The organism is Pseudomonas sp. B2M1-30 (assembly GCF_025447575.1).
Taxonomy (GTDB): Bacteria; Pseudomonadota; Gammaproteobacteria; order Pseudomonadales; family Pseudomonadaceae; genus Aquipseudomonas; species Aquipseudomonas botevensis.
The window spans coordinates 120,823-138,360 of record NZ_JAOEJT010000009.1; the positions used below are offsets into that span (position 1 = coordinate 120,823).

At 62.3% G+C, this 17,538-nt stretch carries 15 protein-coding genes; 12 read left to right on the forward strand and 3 right to left on the reverse strand.

Annotation, left to right across the window (positions count from 1 at the left end):
- Positions 1–36 precede the first annotated feature (36 nt).
- The 3 genes from N8H74_RS18420 to N8H74_RS18430 all read right to left on the reverse strand — a co-directional run bounded on the left by N8H74_RS18420 (position 37) and on the right by N8H74_RS18430 (position 5,800).
- Complete coding sequence (locus tag N8H74_RS18420; RefSeq protein ID WP_262149298.1) at positions 37–3,477, reverse strand: calcium-binding protein; 3,441 nt, start codon at positions 3,475–3,477, stop codon at positions 37–39.
- Between the two features lie 227 nt (positions 3,478–3,704).
- Complete coding sequence (locus N8H74_RS18425) at positions 3,705–5,021, reverse strand: bifunctional DedA family/phosphatase PAP2 family protein (RefSeq protein WP_262149300.1); 1,317 nt, start codon at positions 5,019–5,021, stop codon at positions 3,705–3,707.
- A gap of 80 nt (positions 5,022–5,101) precedes the next feature.
- Positions 5,102–5,800, reverse strand: a complete 699-nt coding sequence (locus N8H74_RS18430) for a DNA-3-methyladenine glycosylase (protein ID WP_262149302.1) — start codon at positions 5,798–5,800, stop codon at positions 5,102–5,104.
- A gap of 177 nt (positions 5,801–5,977) precedes the next feature.
- Here N8H74_RS18430 and N8H74_RS18435 point away from each other — a divergent pair, with 177 nt between their 5' ends.
- The 12 genes from N8H74_RS18435 (at position 5,978) to lipA (ending at position 17,437) form a co-directional block, all read left to right on the forward strand.
- Complete coding sequence (locus tag N8H74_RS18435) at positions 5,978–7,249, forward strand: glutamate-5-semialdehyde dehydrogenase (RefSeq protein ID WP_262149304.1); 1,272 nt, start codon at positions 5,978–5,980, stop codon at positions 7,247–7,249.
- Positions 7,218–7,940, forward strand: coding sequence for a nicotinate-nucleotide adenylyltransferase (gene nadD, locus N8H74_RS18440; RefSeq protein ID WP_262149306.1), 723 nt, complete (start codon positions 7,218–7,220; stop codon positions 7,938–7,940). Before N8H74_RS18435 ends, nadD begins: the two co-directional genes overlap by 32 nt.
- Before the next feature lie 72 nt (positions 7,941–8,012).
- Positions 8,013–8,507, forward strand: a complete 495-nt coding sequence (rsfS, locus tag N8H74_RS18445) for a ribosome silencing factor (RefSeq protein WP_217830170.1) — start codon at positions 8,013–8,015, stop codon at positions 8,505–8,507.
- Positions 8,508–8,517: 10 nt separating this feature from the next.
- The gene (gene rlmH, locus N8H74_RS18450; protein WP_003185785.1) at positions 8,518–8,985 is read left to right on the forward strand and encodes a 23S rRNA (pseudouridine(1915)-N(3))-methyltransferase RlmH; all 468 of its coding nucleotides are present in this window, start codon (positions 8,518–8,520) and stop codon (positions 8,983–8,985) included.
- Between the two features lie 10 nt (positions 8,986–8,995).
- Positions 8,996–10,891 (forward strand): penicillin-binding protein 2, encoded by a 1,896-nt coding sequence (gene mrdA, locus N8H74_RS18455; protein ID WP_217830169.1) that lies wholly within the window; start codon positions 8,996–8,998, stop codon positions 10,889–10,891.
- Positions 10,892–10,922: 31 nt separating this feature from the next.
- On the forward strand, positions 10,923–12,026 hold the full coding sequence (gene rodA, locus N8H74_RS18460; protein ID WP_217830312.1) for a rod shape-determining protein RodA: 1,104 nt from the start codon (positions 10,923–10,925) through the stop codon (positions 12,024–12,026).
- A gap of 17 nt (positions 12,027–12,043) precedes the next feature.
- The gene (gene mltB, locus N8H74_RS18465) at positions 12,044–13,054 is read left to right on the forward strand and encodes a lytic murein transglycosylase B (protein ID WP_217830168.1); all 1,011 of its coding nucleotides are present in this window, start codon (positions 12,044–12,046) and stop codon (positions 13,052–13,054) included.
- Complete coding sequence (locus tag N8H74_RS18470; protein ID WP_217830167.1) at positions 13,054–14,064, forward strand: septal ring lytic transglycosylase RlpA family protein; 1,011 nt, start codon at positions 13,054–13,056, stop codon at positions 14,062–14,064. The genes mltB and N8H74_RS18470 overlap by 1 nt, the downstream gene beginning before the upstream one ends.
- Before the next feature lie 188 nt (positions 14,065–14,252).
- Positions 14,253–15,410 (forward strand): D-alanyl-D-alanine carboxypeptidase family protein, encoded by a 1,158-nt coding sequence (locus tag N8H74_RS18475; protein ID WP_217830166.1) that lies wholly within the window; start codon positions 14,253–14,255, stop codon positions 15,408–15,410.
- An 80-nt stretch (positions 15,411–15,490) separates the two neighbouring features.
- Entirely contained in the window at positions 15,491–15,766 is a 276-nt protein-coding gene (locus tag N8H74_RS18480) for a DUF493 domain-containing protein (protein ID WP_217830165.1), read from the forward strand.
- On the forward strand, positions 15,766–16,413 hold the full coding sequence (gene lipB, locus N8H74_RS18485; protein WP_217830164.1) for a lipoyl(octanoyl) transferase LipB: 648 nt from the start codon (positions 15,766–15,768) through the stop codon (positions 16,411–16,413). Before N8H74_RS18480 ends, lipB begins: the two co-directional genes overlap by 1 nt.
- Before the next feature lie 25 nt (positions 16,414–16,438).
- Positions 16,439–17,437 (forward strand): lipoyl synthase, encoded by a 999-nt coding sequence (gene lipA, locus N8H74_RS18490; RefSeq protein WP_217830310.1) that lies wholly within the window; start codon positions 16,439–16,441, stop codon positions 17,435–17,437.
- Positions 17,438–17,538: the final 101 nt, after the last annotated feature.

Consider the following 17,538-nt stretch of genomic DNA (forward strand, 5'->3'; position numbering starts at 1 on the left):
GTTGAAGAGAGGGGTTGAAAAACGATCAGTCCGTTGTCAGGTGGTTTGCGGTTTGGGGACTTCTCCAATGATCAGGTGCTCGGGGTTGATCGGACGCGACGGCTTGCTGGCGAGGCTCCAGCGCTCGGTGACCGCGTTGTAAAAGACCTTGCCGGCCGGGGAGTCCGGCAGCCGGATGTTCTCGACCAGCACCTCATCGCTCTCCAGCTCATTGCGTTTTTTGTGCGTATGGATCAGTTCGATAACCCTGGGCAGCGTGGCGCAAGCCAGGGCATTGACTGCGCAGAGACCGATCACCTCGAACAGCGGATTGATCCGGTAGCGATGCCCGGCGGACACCACCACGTCCACGGTTTCCAGCGGCAGCGACGGGTCGCGGCTGTCCGGTAGATGGACATGGATGCTGCCGATAATCAGCAGGTTGTCGGCGATGCTCAGTTGCTCCCGTCCGATGTGTTCCGTCAGGGCCGTGGTGTAAATCCGCCAGGTCGAGGAGCCGCTGATGCTGGCGTCCGCCATTGCGGTTGAAAGCCGCAGCGTCATGTTGCTGGCCGGGAACATCTCGTAGTAGGCGGATCGACCTTCCAGCGAATACGTGGCGCTGTGCGCAATGGCGCGGAAGTCGATGCGTTGCGCGGTCCGCTTCAGCCGGCGTGTTACCTCGGCGGGGTGGACGAAGAGGTATTTGCCGGCCCGCTCGCGCAGCGGTTCGCGGCTGCGGACGACGTTGTAACCGGGTTTTTGCGCATCCTCCCGATAATTGTTGCGGGGCAGGTCGAGGTGGTAGGACACGCCATCGCGCATCACCAGGGTGAAGGGATGGGTGATCTGCCACGGCGAGGCGAGGATCCCGGCGACGCTCTCGGTTTTGTTGCCGGGTTTTTCGCTCACACCGCCGTGCAGCGAAAGCAGTTTGCCGCCGCCGATGAATGTCAGGATGAAGTGGATCTGCTGATAGCTCACGACCCGATAGGCACCGCGCTCGGTGACGTCTACGGTGTAGACCGACCTGAGTTCGTCGATTTCCGTGCTGTCGAAGTCGACATACAAGGTGCTGCGATTGTCCTTGTCCTGCTTGCCGGCCCGCAGCGTCGTGTAATGACTGTCACGGGATACGAAGTAGGACGAGTGCTGGTTGGCGAGTGCCGTTTGCGGGGTGTCGTGAAGCAGGAAAGGCGAGGCTTTGCCGATGCCGGCCACGACCACGATGGCATTCAACTCCTGATCGTTCAGATCTGCCGTTTCGGCCGGCCAGTCCGGTTGCAGGTGATAGCCGTCCTCGGTGATGAACATCCATTTGTCGTTGCGCAGTGAACGCTTGCCGTCGAGCGTCTGGTACACCGCCTCCAGAATCAGCTCTCGACGCGGCGTTTGCGGATCATCGCTGCGCAGGGTCTCGATCAGCAGATCGTTGTCATGGATACGCCAGGACTGGATCGCCTCCAGCGCCACGCCCAGGTAAACCTTGCTCGGCTCCCCGGCGTCTTCGCTGATCGACACCCGCAGGCCCATCCGATCGATGTGGTAGGCGTCGGCTCCACTGCCGCCATCGACCACGGCATGGCTGCCCCGGACGAAAACCTGATCGTCACCGGGGCCGGCGTCGACCCGGTCGTCGCCATTGGCGGTGATCAGGTTGTTGCCGGCGCCACCCCGGACCCGATTGGTCGCGCCGGCGAGTGTCTCGACCTTTTCGAATCCGTCGAGGGTCGAGTGCAGTACGGGTTCGACGCCGGCATCCGCCGAGCGCAATCCGAGCTGGTGCTTGACCAGGTCGATGTCGTAGCCGACGAAGCGCGGTGCGTCCGGCCCGTGGTCCTGGCCGAGGTGCTTGCCTTGCAGCCACAGCAGATCCGCGCCGCGGCCGCCTTGCAGATAACTGACCTTGTCGGGCGCCGAGGCGAGCGCCGCCGCGGCCGACTGGAAGACAAAGGTGTCGTCCCGGTCGCCACCGTTCAGACGTTTCTGGCCGGCGCCGTAGTTGAAGTGGTTGGGTTTGTCCCGAACGCCGAGGACGCTGTCGTTGCCACCGCCGAGTTTCCACAGAATGCCTTTGCTGGCGTCGCCGGGGCGGCTGACGATGTTGGCGTTCGCAGAGGGCAGGCCGTTTCTGGCGTCGTAATGATCGTCGGTTTCCTCGATGAGCGGCGTGTCGACCGTGGAGAAGGCTGATTCGCCCGTGGCGTCATCCCACTGGTATTTGTAGACCCGGGCAGGTTGCAGTTTCACCTCGATGCGGCCGTTGACCACGGCCTCGATGCTGCCCTTGAGTTCATGGTCGAGCCAGCCGTTGCTGCGGGTTTGCAGGGCCTTGGCGTAATCGCTGTAGGTCTTGGCGGTGGTGAAGCGATCCATCAGCGACTTGTCCTGATCCTGGCCGGTGAACGCAAACCAGCCGGCGCGCCAGCGCTCGTTGACGCTCAGTTCGATGTAGTCGTCGATATCGTCGACCACGCGCACGGCGCTGTAGACCCGCGCGCCGACAATCAGGATCGCGGCGGCGGCAATCCCGATCGGGCCGGCGGCCTGGAATCCCATCAGCGAGGCGGTGGCCAGCATCAGTGACAGACCTGCACTGAACACACTCAGGCCACCGGCGACGTACAGATCCTGAGCCTCCTTGCCCTGGGCGTGGGCGGCGTCGCTGAAGGACTTGATGGCGGTGTAGATGTCGAACGGCAGCGTCAGCGCGCTGGCGATCAGCCCGGCGCTGCGGCACAGCCATTTGCCCATGGTGGTCTTGCCGAAGTGCTCGAAGGTCAGCGCGCCCTGGCGGATCATTTTTTCGCCCGTGCGGGTCAGGGCGTATTCCAGGCCCAGCGAGCCGATTTCTGTCACGCCGCCCCCGGCATTGACCAGTGCTTCGCCGAGCTGGCCCTTTTTCAGCGCATCGATCATGCCCGTGTAGGCGCTGTACAAACCGTAGGCCTGCAACCCCGCACCCATGCTGGTCATGCTCCGGCTCTTGGCGAGATCGACCCAGCCCGGCAGATGCGCGGGCAACGGGTTTTTGCGGATGTCCACGCGCTGCGTGGCGTTGAGCAGACGAGTGATTCTGTCCATGAGCGGTTCAGCGGCGGCTACCGGTATCTGGCGCAATAATGGCGCAGCGTCCGGCGAGCGCAGCGTGACTATTTCATAGAGCAAGGTTGAAACCAGTTCGCTCGCCGTGGCGTCGGCGGAGCGGATACGCTGCTCGACTTTGACCGGGTCAAACTCGAGGGCGTCGATGAACGTTTGATCGGGTTCGGAAAAGTACACCGTTGCCGGGGTGAGGGTTTCACCGTCGAGCGTGGCACCCAATACGTAAAGTTCTTGCCGACTGACACTGAGCTCGCCGATCGGCAGGGGGCCGAACAGTTTGTCCAGAGCGTTGAGGTCAGGTGTTTTACCGGGGAGGGGAGAGAGGACCGGATTAATGTCGGAAATTTTTATTGGCGGATAAGTGTCGCGATTATTATTGCTGTCGAGGGTCATGGGCGTGAACTTTCATAAAGAGAGTTAATTATCTTCAAGTGATAATTGGGACGCCCACGGTGTCATGAAGTAGCGAATGATTCAGGTGGTTTTGTTTTTCTGTATATGTGATGTCTTTATATGTAGAAGAACTAACAGAGCCAAAGTTGCCGTTATATAAAGTCAAACTTGAATAAAAACACCCGTCACTTTTAAGTTGACGGGTGTTTTTGTCGGCGCAGGTGTCGTCAGTAGGCGTAGCGCAGCAAGGTGTGCGGCAAGTGGCGCAATACGAAGAAGCCGAACAACGCCACCAGCGCTGGCAGCACCAGCCACCAGACTTTCTGCGGCATGGGTTCGAGCGGTTCGCGGCGCTGGATAAACCACAGGCTGGCCGCGCAGACGCACGCCGCGAGCATCGCGCCGGCAATCACGTCGGTCGGCCAGTGCGCGCCGAGATAGACCCGCGACAACGCGATCGACAAGGCCGGCAGACAGCCGAGCAGCAGCCAGGTCAGGCGCATCCGGGGTGGCTGGCCGCGTCCGGCGAGAACCGCGAGGGTCAGGAACAGCGCGAACGACCCCGAGGCGTGACCGCTGGGCATGCTGTAACTGGTCAGCGGATCGGTCAGCACTTCCGGCCGGACCCGGGCGAAAAACAGCTTGGTGCCGGTGTTGGCGAGGGCCGTGCAGAGCAGGGTGGCGCCGGTGAAAATCGCCTGGCGCCATTGTCGGCAGACCAGCAGCAGGATAGTCAGCAGGGCGCTGAACAGCAGCATGTTGCGAAATTCGCCGATCAGGGTCAGCACCACCGCAACCTCATCGAGGGCCGGGCTGCGATGTTCCTGCACCAGTGTCATCACGCCCTGATCGAGCGCGGTCAGGTACGGATAGCCGAAGAACATGCCGATCAGGATCAACAGGCTCATGCTGCTGATCCACAGCGTTGCGCGACGATGGCGACGCAGGCTGCTGTTGGCGCTCAACCCGACCATGACCGCGATGGCGCCGGCGACGATGCCGGCCTGCAGCCAGAAACCTTCGGGCAGCGGCAGACGGATCGCCGCCCCGGTGGCCCAGCCCGGCAGCAGATAGGCCAGGCTCCAGCCGGCGGCAGCCAGCAGGCTGACGGCGGCGAAGCGCGGGAAGGGCATGTCGAACATGCCGGCGACCATCGGCAGCATCGGGCGCAGCGGGCCGATGAAGCGGCCGACCAGCAGGCTGGCGATGCCGTAGCGCTGGAAGTAGGTTTCGGCCCCGCCAATCCACTCCGGATGATGGCGCAGGCCAGGCAGGCGGCGGATGTTCTGGTGGAAATGGCGACCGAGGAAGTAGGAAATCACGTCACCGAGAATCCCCCCGAGAAAGCCCAGCAACAGGGTTTCGCTCAGCGACAGCGCACCGCTGCCCGCCAGCACCGCCACGGCAAACAGCAGCACCGTGCCGGGCACGATCAGCCCGGCAATCGCCAGGCACTCCACGAAGGCCACGATGAACACCGCAGCGGCCAGCCACTGCGGATTGGCTGCCAGCCAGCCGGTCACGCTATCGAGCCATTGGCTCATATGAACAACTCCATTCAATTGTGGGAACGGGCTTGCCCGCTCCCACGGGGGATTTCTTCGAACTCAAGTCCCGAGTGCTTTCAGGGCAACAAAAAATAATCGCGACCTTCGACCTGACCCCGCCGCAGCGGGTTCCGCGTACACCATTGTGCGTAGGCGGCATCGACGAAGCGGTACATCAGGTGTTCGTCGCGACCGTGGGGAATGCCCAGGCGGGTGGTCTGGATGACGTGAGCCGGCGCAGGGCCGGTGTCTTCCACCAGCAGCACTTCATGGTCGAAGCGCTTGGCGTCCCATACCGGCACTTTCAATCCCAGTGCCTTGCACAGCAACGTCTGTCCGGCGCAGAGCTTCTGCGACGGGCGCGGGCGACCCTGGGCGTCGGGATTGTTCAGGAGCATTTGCGCCAGGCTGGCCGGGCCGCTGATTTCATCGACCCACGGATAAGCCGATTTGATCAGTACCGCATTGCCCGGACCCTGGGCGCTGAAGTTCAGCGAATCGCCGCCCCGGGCGTAGTACATATAGATGTGGCCACCGTCCAGAAACAAAGCCTTACGCTTTTCTGTGTAGCCGAGGGAGGCGTGGCTGCCTTTTTCCGCGCAGTAATAGGCCTCGGTTTCGATGATCCGGGCGCTGAGCCAAAGATCGCCGACCCGATGACGGATGACTTTGCCGAGCAGATCCCGCGCCAGCGTCTGTGCGTCACGGTCGAAAAAACTGTCTGGAAGTCCCACAGGCAGGCGCGTGGCGGTGGCGCGAACGGTCAGGTTGGACATGGCAAGCGGCATTTGTTCCGGCTGAAGAGGTCGTGATGATAACAATCGCTGGCTTAATTACGGCTGAACGTCGGCAAATCACTGTCCATTTCGACCATCCGCCCGTCACCGCTGTTAGTCCCGGGACGTGACAGCTATAATCTGCCGCTTTCCTCTTTGCCAAGACCCCAGCAGACCATGACTGAGTCCGTTCTTGACTACATGACCCGATTGGGTCGCGCCGCCCGCGAAGCTTCCCGGGTCATCGGCCGTGCCAGCACCGCGCAGAAAAACCGCGCCCTGCTGGCTGCCGCCAATGCCCTGGACGCGGCTCGCGCGGAGCTTGCGGCAGCCAATGAACAGGACCTGGCCGCCGGTCGCGCCAACGGTCTGGAGCCCGCGCTGCTGGAACGCCTGGAACTGACCCCGGCGCGGATCGACGGCATGATCGTCGGTCTGCGGCAGGTCGCGGCGCTGCCGGATCCGGTGGGTGCCATCCGCGACATGAGTTTTCGTCCGTCGGGGATTCAGGTCGGCAAGATGCGCGTGCCGCTGGGCGTGATCGGGATCATCTACGAATCCCGGCCGAACGTGACCATCGACGCCGCCAGCCTGTGCCTGAAGTCCGGCAACGCGACCATCCTGCGCGGTGGCTCCGAGGCGATTCATTCCAACCGGGCGATTGCCGCGTGCATCCAGCGTGGCCTGGCCGAGGCCGAACTGCCGGCCGCCGTGGTGCAAGTGGTGGAAACCACCGACCGCGCCGCCGTTGGCGCTTTGATCACCATGCCCGAGTACGTCGACGTGATCGTGCCGCGCGGCGGCCGTGGCCTGATCGAGCGCATCAGTCGTGACGCCCGGGTGCCGGTGATCAAGCACCTGGATGGCATCTGCCACGTCTACGTCAGCGCCCACGCCGACTTGCCGAAAGCCCAGCGCATCGCCTTCAACGCCAAGACCTATCGCTATGGCATCTGCGGGGCGATGGAGACGCTGCTGGTCGATCAAAGTGTTGCGAAGGATTTCCTGCCGTCGATGGCTGCCCAGTTCCGCGAAAAAGGTGTCGAACTGCGTGGTTGCGAGCGCACCCGGGCGATCATCGAGGCCGTTGCGGCCACTGAAGACGACTGGAGCACCGAATACCTGGCGCCGATCCTGTCGATCCGCGTCGTCGACGGCCTGGATCAGGCCATCGAACACATCAACCGCTACGGCTCCCACCACACCGATTCGATCGTCAGCGAAAACCTCGCCGACACCCGGCAGTTCGTGGCGCAGGTCGACTCGGCGTCGGTGATGATCAACACGCCGACCTGCTTCGCCGACGGATTCGAATACGGATTGGGTGCCGAGATCGGCATTTCTACTGATAAGCTGCACGCCCGTGGGCCGGTGGGCCTGGAAGGACTGACCTGCGAGAAGTACATCGTGGTCGGTGATGGCCAGTTGCGCGGCCAGGCGACGGTCTGACTTGACCGACCTCGACCTGACAGCGCCGCATACCGGCAGCGAGTCGCGCCCCCTGCGCATCGGCGTGTTGGGCGGAACGTTCGACCCGGTTCACGTCGGCCATCTGCGCGGCGCGCTGGAAGTCGCCGAAGCGCTGACGCTCGACGAGCTGCGCATGATGCCCAGCGCCCGACCGCCGCATCGCGATGCGCCGCAGGTGTCGGCGCAGGACCGGCTGGCGATGGTCGAGTGTGCGGTGGCCGGAGTGCCGCCGCTGGTGGTGGACGCCCGCGAATTGCAGCGGGACAAGCCGTCCTGGACCATTGATACCCTGGAGTCGATGCGTGCCGAAATGGCCGCGGACACCCAGGTTTTTCTGCTTTTGGGCTGGGACGCATTTTGCGGCCTGCCCACTTGGCACCGCTGGGAAGAGTTGCTCCAGCATTGCCACATCCTGGTGCTTCAGCGCCCGGACGCCGACAGCGAACCGCCGGATGCCTTGCGCAACCTGCTGGCAGCGCGTTCGGTGAGCGACCCGCTGGCCCTCAAGGGGCCGAGCGGACAGATTGCATTCGTCTGGCAGACACCGCTCGCGGTTTCCGCCACCCAGATCCGTCAACTGCTGGCCAGCGGTAAGTCGGTACGTTTCCTGGTGCCCGACGCGGTCCTGGCCTACATCGATGCGCACGGTCTGTACCGTGCGTCGAACTGAACAAGGCGTGCTTCACTGATACGGACAAACGTGTCGCCAAGCCGCCGAATACATGAGCAAAACGAGTTTTATATGACTGACAAAGACGTAGCTAAAGTAAAGCGCAAAGGCACATTCAAGAGTGCGCCGCTGCCGGAACCGGTCAACACCAACGAGCCGCTCAACGGTGACGAACTGGTCAAGGTCGCCGTGGCAGCCCTGGAAGACGTCAAGGCCCAGGACATCCAGATCATTGATGTTCGCGACAAGCAGAGCATCACCGACTACATGATCATCGCGACCGGTACTTCCAATCGCCAGATCAACGCGATGCTGGAAAAGGTCCGCGAAGAAGTCAAAAAGAAAGGCGCCCGTCCACTGGGTGAGGAAGGCAAGGGCGACAGCGACTGGGTGCTGCTGGACCTGGACCTGGTGATCGTACACATGATGACCGCCTCGGCTCGTCAGTTCTACGACCTGGAACGTCTGTGGGCCGGTGCCGAGCAAAGCCGTGCGGCGGACGCCAAGCACCACAGCCCGGAAAACACCCACGAGCATTTCACCAAGCTCAACAAAGACCAGCAGTAAGGGTAGCGCTGTGCGACTGCGACTGATCGCCGTCGGTTCACGCATGCCCAAATGGGTGGAAGAAGGCTGGCATGAATATGCCAAGCGTCTTCCGTCCGAACTGGCGCTGGAACTGGTGGAAATTCCGCTCAATACCCGTGGCAAGAATGCCGACGTGGCCCGCTTCATCCGTCAGGAAGGCGAAGCCATGCTGGCCAAGGTCGGGCCGAACGAGCGGATCGTCACCCTCGAAGTCCACGGCAAACCGTGGAGCACCGAGCAACTGGCGGTCGAACTCGATCGCTGGCGGCTGGACTCGCGCACGGTCAATTTCATGGTCGGTGGCCCGGAAGGGCTGGCGCCGGAAGTCTGTGCCCGCGCCGATCAGCGTTGGTCGTTGTCGCCGTTGACGCTGCCGCACCCGCTGGTGCGGATCCTCATCGGCGAACAGTTGTATCGTGCCTGGACCGTGTTGTCCGGCCACCCTTACCACAAGTAATCCTGCCCTCATGTCCCAGCCGATCCGCATCAAGGACCACGAAAAAGACGCACGCCTAGTGCGTAGCCGCGTCGTTTTCGGGGCCATTGCGGTCGTGTTGCTGATCTGTGTGCTGATCGCCCGGCTGTATTTCCTCCAGGTGATCCAGTACGAGTACCACTCGACGCTCTCGGAAAACAACCGCGTCCATGTGCAGCCGATTCCGCCGACCCGTGGCCTGATCTTCGATCGCAACGGCGTGGTGGTGGCGGACAACCGTCCGAGTTTCAGCCTGAGCATGACCCGCGAGCGTTCCGGCGACTGGCAGCAAGTGCTCGACGTGATCGTCGAAGTGTTGGGGCTGACGCCCGAAGACCGGGTGATTTTCGAGAAGCGCATGCGTCAGGGGCGCCGGCCGTTCGAGCCGGTGCCGATCCTGTTCGAGCTGACCGAGGAACAGATCGCCCGCATCGCGGTGAACCAGTTCCGCCTGCCGGGTGTTGAAGTGGTCGCGCAACTGGTTCGGCACTACCCGCAGGGCGCGCACTTTGCGCACTCGGTGGGTTACATGGGGCGGATCAACGAGAAAGAGCTGAAAACCCTCGATCCGGTGAATTACAGCGGCACCCACCACATCGGCAAGACCGGCATCGAGCGCTTCTATGAGGCCGAGTTGCACGGGCAGGTGGGTTACGAGGAAGTCGAGACCAACGCCCGGGGCCGCGTGTTGCGCGTGCTCAAACGCACCGATCCGGTGCCGGGCAAGGACATTGTCCTGAGTCTCGACATCAAGTTGCAGGAAGCCGCCGAGGCCGCACTGGGCGGGCGTCGCGGCGCGGTCGTGGCGCTGGATCCGAACACCGGCGAAGTGCTGGCGATGGTCAGCCAGCCGAGCTTCGACCCGAACCTGTTCGTCACCGGTATCAGCTTCAAGGCTTATTCCGAGTTGCGCGACTCCATCGACCGGCCGCTGTTCAATCGCGTGCTGCGCGGTCTGTATCCGCCGGGCTCGACGATCAAACCGGCGGTGGCGATTGCCGGTCTGGACGCGGGCGTGGTGACGGCGTCGAGCCGGGTGTTCGACCCCGGCTACTACATGCTGCCCAACTACGATCACAAGTACCGCAACTGGAACCGTACCGGTGACGGTTTCGTCGACCTCGACACGGCGATCATGCGGTCCAACGACACCTACTTCTATGACCTGGCGCACAAGCTGGGCATCGATCGGCTGTCGGCTTACATGAACAAATTCGGCATCGGCCAGAAGGTCTCGCTGGACATGTTCGAAGAATCCCCCGGCCTGATGCCGTCCCGTGAATGGAAACGCGCGACCCGCCGGCAGGCGTGGTTCCCGGGCGAAACACTGATTCTGGGGATCGGCCAGGGCTACATGCAATCGACCCCGCTGCAACTGGCCCAGGCTACGGCGCTAGTGGCGAACAAGGGCGTGTGGAACCGGCCGCACCTGGCCAAGACCATCGAAGGCGAGAAGCCGAAGGACGAAAACCCGATGCCGGACATCGTCCTGCGCGACCCGTCGGACTGGGCCAAGGTCAACCACGGCATGCAGCAGGTGATGCACGGTGCCCGAGGCACCGCGCGCAAGGCTTCGATCGGCGCGCAATACCGGATCGCCGGCAAGTCGGGTACGGCCCAGGTGGTCGCGATCAAGCAGGGCGAGAAATACGACCGCTCCAAGGTGCAGGAACGCCATCGCGACCACGCTTTGTTCGTCGGGTTTGCGCCGGCGGACAATCCGAAAATCGTGGTGTCGGTGATGGTCGAGAACGGTGAGTCCGGTTCCGGTGTCGCCGCGCCAGTGGTACGTCAGGTCATGGATGCCTGGCTTCTGGATCAGGACGGACGCCTGAAGGCCGAATACGCCAGCCCTATCAGTGCGGAGGCTACGGCCCGTGAAGAATAATTTCGATCGCATGCTCTCCAGCGAGGATGTGATGCGTCGCCGCGCGACGCTGCTGCAACGCCTGCATATCGATGGCCCGTTGTTGATCCTGCTGCTGATCCTGGCCGCCGGCAGCCTGTTCGTGCTGTATTCGGCCAGCGGCAAGAGCTGGGATCTGCTGGGCAAACAGGCCACCTCGTTCGGTATCGGCCTGGTGTCGATGATCGTGATCGCCCAGTTCGAACCCCGGTTCATGGCCCGTTGGGTGCCACTCGGCTATGTGTTCGGGGTGGTGTTGCTGATGGTGGTGGACATCATGGGCCACAACGCCATGGGCGCGACCCGCTGGATCAACATTCCCGGGGTGATCCGCTTCCAGCCCTCGGAGTTCATGAAGATCCTGATGCCGGCGACCATCGCCTGGTATCTGTCCAAGCGTACGCTGCCGCCGCAGCTCAAGCATGTGGTCATCAGCCTGGGGTTGATCGGGGTGCCGTTCGTGCTGATCGTGCGCCAGCCGGACCTCGGCACTTCGCTGCTGATCCTGGCCGGCGGCGCGTTCGTGCTGTTCATGGGCGGGCTGCGCTGGCGCTGGATTCTCAGCGTGCTCGCCGCCGCCGTCCCCGTGGCGATCGCCATGTGGTTCTTCATCATGCACGACTACCAGAAGCAGCGGATCCTGACCTTCCTCGATCCGGAAAGCGATCCGCTGGGCACCGGCTGGAACATCATCCAGTCGAAAGCCGCCATCGGCTCCGGCGGGGTGTTCGGCAAGGGCTGGCTGCTGGGCACCCAGTCGCACCTGGACTTCCTGCCGGAAAGCCACACCGACTTCATTATTGCGGTGCTGGGTGAAGAGTTCGGCCTGGTGGGCATCTGCGCGCTGCTGCTGATCTATCTGTTGCTGATCGGTCGCGGGCTGGTGATCACCGCGCAGGCGCAGACGCTGTTCGGCAAATTGCTGGCCGGCGCGCTGACCATGACGTTTTTTGTTTATGTTTTCGTCAACATCGGTATGGTCAGTGGCCTGTTGCCGGTCGTGGGGGTGCCGTTGCCGTTCATTAGCTACGGAGGAACTTCGCTGGTGACGCTGCTGTCAGCGTTTGGGGTTTTGATGTCGATCCATACCCATCGCAAGTGGATCGCACAGGTTTGAATAAGGTGAAGAGTTCAATGCAAGCAGTGCGTGACTGGGCGACTCGATATGCGCCGTGGGTCGGCCTGGTGGGCATCCTTGGCAGCGTGCAGGAAGCGCTGGCCGGCGATTACGAAGGCTCGCCCCAGGTGGCCGAATTCGTCGGTGAAATGACCCGCGACTATGGCTTCGCCGGTGAGCAGCTGATGAGCGTGTTCCGCGAAGCCGAGCGCAAGCAGTCGATTCTCGACGCCATCTCCAAGCCGGCCGAGCGGGTCAAGCAGTGGAAGGAATACCGGCCGATGTTCATCACCGACGCGCGCATCGCCCGTGGTGTGGACTTCTGGCGCCAGCATGAAGCCACCCTGGCTCGCGCCGAGCAGGAATACGGCGTTCCGGCCCAGGTCATCGTGTCGATCATCGGCGTTGAGACCTTTTTCGGACGTAATACCGGTAATTTCCGGGTAATCGATGCCTTGTCCACCCTCGGTTTCGACTATCCTCCCCGTGCCGAATTTTTCCGCAAGGAACTGCGTGAGTTCCTGCTGCTGGCCCGGGAAGAGCAGGTCGACCCGCTGACCCTCAAGGGCTCCTACGCCGGGGCGATGGGTTTGCCGCAGTTCATGCCGAGCAGCTTTCGCGCCTATGCGGTGGATTTCGACGGTGATGGTCACATCAATATCTGGAACAATCCGGATGATGCGATCGGCAGCGTCGCCAGCTATTTCAAGCGTCACGGCTGGGTCGCCGGGGAGCCGGTGGTCAGCCGCGCCGATGTCCGGGGCGAGCAGGTCGACGAAGGCCTGACCACAGGCATCGAGCCGACAAAAACCGTCGGGGAGTTGCGAGCGCTGGGGTGGTCGAGTCATGATGCGCTGCGCGATGACATGCCGGTCACCGCGTTCCGCCTGGAAGGCGACAATGGCCCGGAATACTGGATGGGCCTGAAGAATTTTTACGCGATCACGCGTTATAACCGCAGCGTGATGTACGCCATGGCCGTACATCAGCTATCTGAACAGCTGGTACAAGCACGGGGCGTCAAGTAATGCGGGCATTGCCTATCAACAAACCCCTGAAGCTGGTGGCATTCGCTGCGTTGGCAGTGCTGGTCGCCAGTTGCTCGACCAGCCGCTCGCCGAGCCAGAAATCCTCTTCCACCGCCGTTCGCTCGCAACCGGGGCTGGACATCAATCGTGCCCACAAGGATGGCGCGCCGTGGTGGGACGTCGATGTCTCGCGCATTCCCGACGCCACGCCGACCCTGCACACCGGCCCGTACAAGGCCAACCCGTACACCGTGCTGGGCAAGACCTACTTCCCGTTGCAGGAATCCAAGACTTACGTCGCCTCGGGCACCGCGTCCTGGTACGGCACCAAGTTTCACGGTCAGAACACCGCCAACGGCGAGGTGTATGACCTGTACGGCATGAGCGCCGCCCACAAGACACTACCGCTGCCAAGTTACGTTCGGGTGACCAACCTGGACAATAACAAGAGCGTGATCCTGCGGGTCAACGACCGAGGGCCGTTCTACTCGGACCGGATCATCGACCTGTCCTACGCGGCGGCGAAGAAGCTCGGTTACGCCGAAATCGGCACCGCACGGGTCAAGGTCGAAGGCATCGATCCGCAGCAATGGTGGGCCGCCAAGGGCCGTCCGGCGCCTTTGATGCTCAACGAGCCGCAAGTCGCGCAGAATAGCGCTCCGGTGATCACGGCCTCGGCCGGTACGGTCGAGCAATGGACCCCGCCGCCGCAGCAGCACGCTGCGGCCGTCGTGCCGGTTCAGCTCGACGCAAAAAAAAACGCTTCTGCACCAGCGTCTGGCCAGTATCTGCAGGTGGGCGCGTTCGCCAACCCGGACGCTGCCGAGCTGCTGAGGTCGAAGCTCAGCGGGATGGTGAGCGCTCCGGTGTTCATCAGCTCGATCGTGCGCAATCAGCAGACCCTGCATCGGGTGCGCCTGGGACCGATCGGTTCTCCGGGTGAGATTGCGCAAGTGCAAAACAGCGTGCGCCTGGCCAATCTCGGTTCGCCGAGCGTGGTCACCGAGTAAGCAGTACGTAGGACTTGATTGACGATTCACCAGCGATTGGGGGGTGGATCAGGTTGTTGGCTCGTCGAAGAACAAAAGCCCGGCAAAGGGTGACTGGAGTGAGCAACTGAACACGCGATGGCCCTTTAGAAGGCTGTCTGAATAGTTTTGCCCTTAGGCAAGTTTCCATTAGCGATTTCGAGAGACGGATGAACATCACCACCTTTGCCAAACGCCTGTGCCTGCTAGTCCCGCTGCTCCTCTCGCCAGCCGCTTTCGCGGCCGAGATGATGCCGTCGCCACCACAACTGGCCGCCAAATCCTACGTTCTGATGGACGCCGCCAGCGGCAACGTACTGGTGGAGAACAACGGTGACCAGCGCCTGCCACCGGCCAGCCTGACCAAACTGATGACCGCGTACATTGCGACGCTGGAAATCCGTCGCGGCCAGATCGGCGAAAACGACCCGGTGACCGTCAGCGAAAACGCCTGGCGTACCGGCGGTTCGCGGATGTTCATCAAGGTCGGCTCGCAGGTCACGGTCAGCGACCTGCTGCACGGCATCATCATCCAGTCCGGCAACGACGCCAGCGTGGCGCTGTCCGAGCACATCGCCGGCAGCGAAGATGCGTTCGCCGACCTGATGAACAAGACCGTGACCGATCTGGGCATGAGCAACACCCACTTCATGAACCCGACCGGTCTGCCGAACCCTGAGCACTATTCGTCGGCGCACGACATGGCGATTCTGGCTCGCGCGATCATCCACGAAGACCCGGCTCACTACGCGATCTATTCGCAGAAAGAGTTCTTCTGGAACGGCATCAAGCAGCCTAACCGCAACCTGCTGCTGTGGCGCGACAAGACCGTTGACGGTCTGAAAACCGGTCACACCGACGAAGCCGGCTACTGCATGGTGTCCTCGGCCGTACGTGATGGCCAGCGCCTGATCGCCGTGGTGTTCGGCACCAACAGCGAAGTGGCCCGTGCCGCCGAAACCCAGAAGCTGCTGACCTACGGTTTCCGCTTCTTCGAAACCCAGACCTTCTACCAGAAGGGCACCGAACTGGCCCAGGCTCCGGTGTGGAAAGGCACCACCAGCCAGGTCAAGGCCGGTCTGGCTGAAGACCTGACCATGACCCTGCCGAAAGGCCAGCTGAAGAAGCTCGCTGCCAGCATGACCATGAACCCGCAACTGACCGCGCCAATCGCCAAGGGCGACGTGATCGGTAAAGTCGAAGTGAAACTGGAAGACAAGGTGGTACACAGTGCCGACCTGATCGCCCTGGACGCTGTCGAGGAGGGTGGTATCTTCCGTCGCATGTGGGATAGCATCCGTCTATTCTTCTACGGCTTGTTCAACTGATTCAGTGTTGACCTGCATGGCCCCGCTCCCACCCGGAGCGGGGCCATGCTCGTTGGCACGGCTTACGAGGCCGTTACGCCATGAGCGATACCGAAGTAAAGGCGCCAAAGATCGAATTTCCCCAGGTCGATTACCCGGTTAAGGTGATCAGCGACACCGGTGTGGGAAACAAGGACAAGATCATTGCGATCGTCCAGAAACACGCAAAGATCAATGACGAGCGTATCGACGAGCGTCAGAGCAGCAACGGCAAGTACACCACCATTCAGTTGCACATCGTCGCGACTGACCAGGATCAGCTGTACAACATCAACAGCGAACTGCGGGCGACCGGCTTCGTTCATATGGTGTTGTGATGCCGGGCACGCTGGGCTTTCGCGAACTTGGCCAGATGGCTTACGAGCCGGTCTGGCATGCCATGCAACGCTTCACCAACGAGCGCGGCACCACGGCCGCCGACGAGATCTGGCTGGTCGAGCACCCACCGGTGTTCACCCAGGGCCAGGCCGGCAAGGCCGAGCATCTGTTGCTGCCGGGGGATATCCCGGTAGTGCAGGTCGACCGGGGCGGGCAGGTGACCTACCACGGTCCAGGCCAACTGGTGGCCTATCTGCTGCTGGACGTGCGCAAGCTGGGTTTCGGCGTGCGTGATCTGGTCAGCCGCATGGAGCAGTGCCTGATCGAATTGCTGGCCAGCTACGGCGTGACCGCCGCAGCCAAGCCTGATGCTCCCGGCGTTTACGTCGACGGAGCGAAAATCGCTTCTCTGGGTTTGCGGATTCGCCACGGTTGTTCCTTTCACGGCCTGGCCCTGAACGTGGATATGAACCTGGAGCCGTTTCGACGGATTAATCCCTGCGGCTATGCCGGGCTGGCCATGACCCAGCTGAGCGATCACGCAGGATCGATTGAATTTGCCGAGGTAAGTGCCCGGCTGCGCGCGCAGCTCGTCAAACACCTCGACTATGCTGAGCAGACGACCCTGACGGGCGGAATCGACTGATATGACTACTGATGCAGTGCAAACCATGATCCCGACGCTCGACGTGACCGAGCGCCCGGCCCCGCGTCCCAAGGTTGAAGCCGGCGTCAAGCTGCGCGGCGCCGAGAAGGTTGCACGCATCCCGGTGAAGATCATTCCGACCACCGAACTGCCGAAGAAACCCGACTGGATCCGCGTGCGTATCCCGGTTTCCCCGGAAGTCGAGCGGATCAAGAGCCTGCTGCGCAAACACAAGCTGCACAGCGTCTGCGAAGAAGCCTCCTGCCCGAACCTGGGCGAGTGCTTCTCCGGCGGCACCGCGACCTTCATGATCATGGGCGACATCTGCACCCGTCGTTGCCCGTTCTGCGACGTCGGCCACGGTCGTCCGAAGCCACTGGACGTCAACGAGCCGGAAAGCCTGGCGATCGCCATCGCCGACCTCAAGCTCAAATACGTGGTGATCACCTCGGTTGACCGCGACGACCTGCGTGACGGCGGTGCCCAGCACTTTGCCGACTGCATCCGCGAAATCCGCAAGCTGTCGCCGAACGTGCAGCTGGAGACCCTGGTCCCGGATTACCGTGGCCGCATGGACATCGCCCTGGAAATCACCGCCGCCGAGCCGCCGGATGTGTTCAACCACAACCTGGAAACCGTGCCGCGCCTGTACAAGGCCGCGCGTCCGGGTTCGGACTACCAGTGGTCGCTGACCCTGCTGCAACGCTTCAAGCAGATGATGCCGCACGTACCGACCAAGTCCGGCCTGATGCTGGGTCTGGGCGAGACCGACGAGGAAGTCATCGAAGTCATGAAGCGCATGCGCGAGCACGACATCGACATGCTGACCTTGGGGCAGTACCTGCAACCGTCCCGCAGCCACTTGCCGGTGCAGCGTTTCGTGCATCCGGACACCTTCGCCTGGTTCGCCGAGGAAGGTTACAAGATGGGCTTCAAGAACGTGGCGTCCGGTCCGCTGGTGCGTTCTTCGTACCACGCCGACGAGCAGGCGAAACTGGTCAAGGCCGAGCTGCTCGGTTCCTGATCGACGCTTGATGAACAATGCCCGCCGAGGCTTCGACGCCCGGCGGGCATTTTTTTGTCCGCAATCTGACTGAGCTTTTCATAGACCAACGGAGCCGGGCT

What these genes read in the sequence shown, in the direction of transcription:
- N8H74_RS18420 (WP_262149298.1), bottom strand. Translation starts at nt 3,477, where the DNA reads ATGACCCTCGACAGCAATAATAATCGCGACACTTATCCGCCAATAAAA.
- N8H74_RS18425 (WP_262149300.1), bottom strand. Translation starts at nt 5,021, where the DNA reads ATGAGCCAATGGCTCGATAGCGTGACCGGCTGGCTGGCAGCCAATCCG.
- N8H74_RS18430 (WP_262149302.1), bottom strand. Translation starts at nt 5,800, where the DNA reads ATGTCCAACCTGACCGTTCGCGCCACCGCCACGCGCCTGCCTGTGGGA.
- N8H74_RS18435 (WP_262149304.1), top strand. Translation starts at nt 5,978, where the DNA reads ATGACTGAGTCCGTTCTTGACTACATGACCCGATTGGGTCGCGCCGCC.
- nadD (WP_262149306.1), top strand. Translation starts at nt 7,218, where the DNA reads ATGGCCAGTTGCGCGGCCAGGCGACGGTCTGACTTGACCGACCTCGAC.
- rsfS (WP_217830170.1), top strand. Translation starts at nt 8,013, where the DNA reads ATGACTGACAAAGACGTAGCTAAAGTAAAGCGCAAAGGCACATTCAAG.
- mrdA (WP_217830169.1), top strand. Translation starts at nt 8,996, where the DNA reads ATGTCCCAGCCGATCCGCATCAAGGACCACGAAAAAGACGCACGCCTA.
- rodA (WP_217830312.1), top strand. Translation starts at nt 10,923, where the DNA reads ATGCGTCGCCGCGCGACGCTGCTGCAACGCCTGCATATCGATGGCCCG.
- mltB (WP_217830168.1), top strand. Translation starts at nt 12,044, where the DNA reads ATGCAAGCAGTGCGTGACTGGGCGACTCGATATGCGCCGTGGGTCGGC.
- N8H74_RS18470 (WP_217830167.1), top strand. Translation starts at nt 13,054, where the DNA reads ATGCGGGCATTGCCTATCAACAAACCCCTGAAGCTGGTGGCATTCGCT.
- N8H74_RS18475 (WP_217830166.1), top strand. Translation starts at nt 14,253, where the DNA reads ATGAACATCACCACCTTTGCCAAACGCCTGTGCCTGCTAGTCCCGCTG.
- N8H74_RS18480 (WP_217830165.1), top strand. Translation starts at nt 15,491, where the DNA reads ATGAGCGATACCGAAGTAAAGGCGCCAAAGATCGAATTTCCCCAGGTC.
- lipB (WP_217830164.1), top strand. Translation starts at nt 15,766, where the DNA reads ATGCCGGGCACGCTGGGCTTTCGCGAACTTGGCCAGATGGCTTACGAG.
- lipA (WP_217830310.1), top strand. Translation starts at nt 16,439, where the DNA reads ATGATCCCGACGCTCGACGTGACCGAGCGCCCGGCCCCGCGTCCCAAG.